General features: G+C 55.1%; 5 protein-coding genes. 2 read left to right on the top strand and 3 right to left on the bottom strand.

The window, feature by feature from the left end; genetic code table 11:
• The 3 genes from Q0239_RS15800 to Q0239_RS15790 form a co-directional block, all read right to left on the bottom strand.
• Nucleotides 1-1,924, bottom strand: a 1,924-nt coding sequence (locus tag Q0239_RS15800; protein WP_298604654.1) for a PAS-domain containing protein, incomplete at its 3' end; no start/stop codon positions are given.
• Nucleotides 1,925-2,039: 115 nt separating this feature from the next.
• Nucleotides 2,040-3,437, bottom strand: coding sequence for an adenosylhomocysteinase (gene ahcY / locus Q0239_RS15795; RefSeq protein WP_298604652.1), 1,398 nt, complete (start codon nt 3,435-3,437; stop codon nt 2,040-2,042).
• 98 nt (nt 3,438-3,535) lie between these two features.
• Nucleotides 3,536-4,024, bottom strand: coding sequence for a hypothetical protein (locus Q0239_RS15790; protein ID WP_298604650.1), 489 nt, complete (start codon nt 4,022-4,024; stop codon nt 3,536-3,538).
• 228 nt (nt 4,025-4,252) lie between these two features.
• Between Q0239_RS15790 and Q0239_RS15785 the strand changes: the two genes are divergently transcribed.
• Nucleotides 4,253-4,732, top strand: a complete 480-nt coding sequence (locus tag Q0239_RS15785; protein ID WP_298604648.1) for a peroxiredoxin — start codon at nt 4,253-4,255, stop codon at nt 4,730-4,732.
• A gap of 116 nt (nt 4,733-4,848) precedes the next feature.
• On the top strand, nt 4,849-5,810 hold a 962-nt coding region (locus Q0239_RS15780), incomplete at its 3' end, for an AMP nucleosidase (RefSeq protein ID WP_298604646.1).

Here is a 5,810-nt window from a genome sequence, read left to right as displayed (position 1 = left end):
CAAGCTGCGCGATATCGACCGGTTTGCGCGCGACCGGCAAAGCGCCCGCCTCACTTTGGGTGAAATCCAGAACAGCATTGATCTGCTGCCCAAGTCGTTCCGCCGACTTGGAAATTGCATCAACATAATCTCTCGCTTGCGGAGGAAGTTCGCCGCCAATGCCGTGCTGCAGCAATTCGGCATAGCCGCTGATCGAGGTCAAGGGTGTGCGGAACTCATAGCTCATGTTCGACAGGAACTTGCCCTTGATCGCATCTGCTTCGGAAAGCGCCGCATTGCGTTCGCGCAGCGCTTGTTCAATCTGCAGGCTATCCGTGACATCCAGCATTGCAAGCAATGCGTTGCCATCGGGTAATGGAACGGTCGAAAGCTGGAATATACGGCTATCGGCAAAGGCGATGCGGCTCTTGCGCGGCTGTCTTGTGCTTATCGTCATCTGCAACAGTTCGCGTAGAATCGAGACATGCGAAGGTTTTTGCAGGCTGGGCCCTAAACGCGGGAGCAGCTCATCAAAACGTGGATGCTGTGCAAGCAGTTCCTCTTCAACGCCCCAAATTTCTTCAAACCTGCTGTTCCAGATGCTCAGGCGTGTATCGGCGGAAAAGACCGAAACAGCCTCAAACAGATTGTTGAATGTAGCTGTGCGGACCCGCAGCAAAGTATCGCGAGCACTTGCTAGCTGTGCCTGCTCCGTTCGATCCTCAAAGATAAGCAGCAGCCCATTGTCTGCCGTGGGTTGGCCCACAAGACGCAAATGGGTGCCATCGGGGAGCAGCCAATTCTCTTCGACCGGTGCGGCAACATGGAACCAGTTTTCCCGTTCCGCCCGCCATTCGGGGAAGTCGCGGACGTCGGGCATTTTGCCGCTTTCGCGCATACGTTCCAGCACACGAGCGAATTCAGGCGATTCCGCCAGCCATTCCTCGCGCATGCCGAACTGCCGTTGGAATGGCAGGTTCCAGAAAGTCAGCGAACGATCCGCGGCAAATTGGGCCACCGCCGCAGACATTTTATCGAGCATGTTGCGTTGTGCCTCAGCTTGACGACGGGCATCTGCGCGAGCGTTGATCAGTTCCTGCATGTCGATGGCTATGCCCCCGACACCCACATCCCCCATCGGGATGTCATAGACTTTGATCTGGCGTCGTTCGCCTCCAATGGTCGCAGAAACCAGGCGTTCGACAGGTTTGCCAACGTCCTGCGCCTTGGCCGCTGCGCTGATCGCGCTGACGCCATCGACAGGCTCAACAAGCTCAATTTCTTCGGCGACAACGACGTCCCCGCTTTCACCATCCACCGCATCGACATAAGCGGCATTTACAAAACTAAGGTGGTAGTCCGGTCCCCTGTGCCACATCGGCAGGGGTGAAGCTTCGATCAGCCCGGCCAGCGCTTGGAACGCATTACGCGCCATCATCGCATCGCCCTCGAGCCGTTCCAGTTCGCGTACTGTTTCAGTGAGGTCGAATAGCCATACCAGCGAAGCGCCATTTGGGTAAATCTGCGAGTCTGCAAGCACGACCCTTGCCATGAAACGCTTGTCCGACCCCACAATGCGCAATTTTTGCGAAAGCGTTTTGCCTGTACGCTGCGCTTCGCGGATTAGCTCCGCCAAACCGTTCCAGTCTTCCTGTGCATCTCCTTGTGCGAATTCACCCACCAGTTCGGATATTGTCGGGATTTGCCGCTCAAGTCCGAGTAGACGAAAAAATCGGTCGGAAGCCTCCAGTTTTCCATCAGCACGCACGATTGCAGGAAAGGCCGGAGAAGTCTCCAGAAGGCGGCTGAGGCGTGCAGTCTGGCGCAGCGAGGTGCGTGCCCTGCGCTGCATCGTCAAGCCTTTCCAGATGGCAACAGAAGCGCCAACTATCCAGGCTGCAAGCAGCAATCCAATCAAAGCGGTAGTCAGGCTTTCGCCCTGCATCGGGGTTTCCGTCCGAAAGAAAAATAATGTCGCTGCGGTGCAACGAATGCGGGCGAGACGCAACAAAAAAGGCCCGCACGTGGCGGGCCTTTGTCGTTATCGACGGATAAACCGATCAATAACGATAATGTTCCGGCTTGAATGGCCCTTCAGTTGAAACGCCAATGTAATTTGCCTGTTTCGACGAAAGCTTGGTCAGTTTGACGCCAAGCTTTTCCAAATGCAGCGCCGCTACTTTTTCGTCGAGATGCTTGGGCAGAACGTAGACTTCGTTTTTATATTCCGAGGTCTTGGTGAACAGTTCAATTTGCGCCAGCGTCTGGTTGGTAAAGCTTGAAGACATTACGAAGCTGGGGTGACCAGTCGCGCAACCAAGATTCACCAGGCGCCCCTTGGCGAGGATGATGATCTGCTTACCGTCGGGGAATTCCACCAGGTCGGTTCCGGGCTTAACTTCGGTCCACTTGTAATTGTCGAGTGCCGAAATCTGGATTTCGCTATCAAAGTGGCCGATGTTGCAGACGATACTCATCGGCTTCATCGCTTTCATATGCTCGGCCGTGATGACGTCCTCGTTTCCGGTCGCGGTGACGAAAATATCGCAACGCTGAACAGCTTCTTCCATCGTTACGACTTCATAGCCCTCCATCGCCGCTTGAAGAGCGCAGATCGGGTCGATTTCGGTCACCATCACGCGTGCGCCGCCCTGGCGCAACGATGCTGCCGAGCCTTTGCCAACATCTCCAAAGCCGGCGACGCAAGCAACCTTGCCGGCCAGCATGACGTCGGTGGCGCGACGGATTGCGTCGACCAGCGATTCCTTACACCCATAAAGATTGTCGAATTTCGATTTGGTCACGCTGTCGTTCACGTTGATCGCGGGGAAAGGCAGCTTGCCGTCCTTGGCGATCTGATACAGGCGGTGGACGCCGGTAGTGGTCTCTTCCGACACGCCCTTGATATGGGCAACCGACATGGTGAGATAGCCGGGCTTCGCCTTTACGAATGCCTTCAACGCGCGCTGAAATTCGATTTCTTCTGCATTTGAAGGTTCGGGTAGTTCATCGCCAGCTTCGATACGCGCCCCCCACAGTGCGAACATGGTGGCGTCGCCGCCATCGTCGAGGATCATGTTGGCGGTGCGGCCAGTGCCATCATCCCAATCAAAAATCTTGCCAACATAGTCCCAATAGTCGGCCAGGGTTTCGCCCTTCACAGCAAACACCGGAATGCCTGCAGCAGCAATTGCCGCCGCAGCATGATCCTGAGTCGAGAAAATATTGCAGGTCGCCCAGCGCACTTCGGCGCCCAAAGCCACCAGTGTTTCGATCAGCACAGCAGTCTGGATCGTCATATGGAGCGAACCAGTAATGCGCGCGCCTTTCAAGGGTTGCGCTGCACCATATTCGGAACGAAGGGCCATCAGGCCAGGCATTTCGGTTTCAGCGATAGCAATTTCTGCTCGGCCATATTCGGCAAGCGATAGGTCGGCGACGACATAATCTGCGGACACAGGATAAACTCCGGCTAGGGGATTTTGGATGGCTGGCCCCTAGCCGAGTTTTCAATCCAAGGCAATCTCAATATAAAGATTGCTTTATATGACATCCCCTATCGACGCGCAGCAATCGAAACCGAGCAGGCTTGAGCGGCCTGTTTAGGAACGCCGACAACGCGATCGGCCATTTGAGCGAGCGTGTTAACGTCGTGGCGCCCCACAGCGAGTTGCTTCGACAGCTTTTCTAGTTCGGCACAGTCAGGGTCGCCATGACCTCCGCCATAATAGTTCGACAGACTAATTATGAAGCGGTCCAATTCAGCGAATGCTGCTTTGTCCCCCATGGTTCTGGCATATCTCGCCTTTATCAAATGATGCTGACTGGCTAGGACGTCGTTATTGAACCGGATGAACTTATTATAATCACTCAAGAAATTTTGCTTTCCAAAGCGGCAGCGAAGCGCCGAGACCATTAGCATCTGGTTCATATTGGCGATGCGCGCCGCATCCTGTTCCGCGTTGTTCCAGCAAGCCTGCGCCGGCGTCGCCACCAACGAAACTGCCAACAAAACTGCTGCGATACTCCCTGTAAATTTTTTCATTTCAACACCCCTCCATCTTGTGTGGAGAGGCGACAATGCGGGATCGTATTTACCGAAATTTCAACTTGAATGATGAAGCATCATTAACCAAGCGGCCTGTTGCCCTAATGTCACGTCGTATCGACAAGCGAACCTTGGAACCGACAAAGACAATCCCTATTTGCTTGGCATACGCATCCCACTATGCGTCAGGAGACACTCAATATTTTGGCTAAGGAAGGAAATGCCATGACGATCAAAGTAGGTGACAAACTCCCCGATGTAAAATTGGTTAAGGCGACAGCAGAAGGCCCGCAGCCGGTGCAAAGCTCGGAATATTTCGCAGGCCGCAAGGTTGCGCTGTTCTCGGTTCCGGGTGCATTTACACCGACCTGCTCGGCCCGGCATCTTCCCGGTTTCGTCGAAAAGGCTGATGAACTCAAAGCCAAGGGCATTGACGAAATCGCCTGCACGGCAGTCAATGACGCGTTCGTACTCGGCGCCTGGAACAAATCGGGTGGCTCTGACGCGATCACGATGTTGGCGGATGGCAATGCCGATTTTGCTGAAGCTGTCGGCCTGACCATGGACGGTTCGGGCTTCGGCATGGGTAAACGCGGTCAGCGCTTTTCTATGATCGTCAACGACGGCGTGGTTGAGCAAATTAACGTCGAGGCGCCTGGCGATTTTAAGGTCAGCTCAGCTGATTATATGCTTGGCCAGCTCTGACATAAGGCTGAAACAAGCTATTGGCAGTGTGGTCGGAGCCATCCTGCCAAAATAAGGGCGGAGTCACTCCCGCCCTTTTTGCTTGCCAAATTGCATGAAATGGAGAATCCGCCTTCATGGCCAATAAACAGACACAAGACATAATCCGCCAAATCACCGAACATTACGACGCATCGGTTGCCCGCCTCCGCGGCGCACTAGCCGCCTATCTCAAAGACCGCACCCTACCCGACATGGCAGACCGCGCAATTGGCGCATTCGCCTATCCCGAACTGGTCATCCGCTATCACGGTACCGAACGCGATCATGCGGCAAACCTTGCTTTCGGACGCTTGGAAAAACCCGGCACATATAGCATCACTTTGACACGCCCCGAAATTTTTGGAGACTATCTCCGCAGCCAGATAGATCTGCTGGTCGACCAGTATGAGCTGGAAATGCAGGTCCGCCCCGGCAAGCAAGAAATCCCCTTTCCTTACGTCCTAGACGGGCTCGAGCTCGGCGATGTTTCCCCGACCGAACTGTCGAAATGGTTTCCAGCTACGGATCTGGCAGACATTGGCGACGAGGCAGCCGACGGCTTGCTGATTGCGGATGAAGATGGCTCGCCGTTGTCACTGTTTGACGGTTTGCGTACCGACTTCTCACTCGCTCGGCTGAAGCACTACACAGGCACACCTGCCGAGCATTTCCAGCGCTACATCCTGTTCACCAACTACAACCGCTATGTCGACGAATTCGTCGCCTGGGCCTGCCAGCAGGTCGGCAAGGGTCGCTACACAGCCCTGTCAGGCGCGGGGGGCCTGTATGTTGACGAAGCAACCGAGGATCACGCCCAGTTGGTCGCAGACAGCACATGGCGCAAGCACCAGATGCCCGCTTACCATCTGATGGCAGAGGGTGAGAGCGGCATCACGCTGGTCAATATCGGCGTTGGTCCTTCCAACGCGAAAAATATTTGCGACCACCTTGCGGTTCTACGCCCCGAAGTGTGGCTGATGATCGGCCATTGCGGCGGCCTGCGTGATACCCAGCGCATAGGCGACTATGTGCTTGCTCACGCTTATTTGCGCGACGA

Origin of the sequence: uncultured Sphingorhabdus sp., assembly GCF_937872355.1 — a bacterium.
Taxonomy (GTDB): domain Bacteria; phylum Pseudomonadota; class Alphaproteobacteria; order Sphingomonadales; family Sphingomonadaceae; genus Sphingorhabdus_B.
This window is presented reverse-complemented; position numbering and strand designations above follow the sequence as displayed.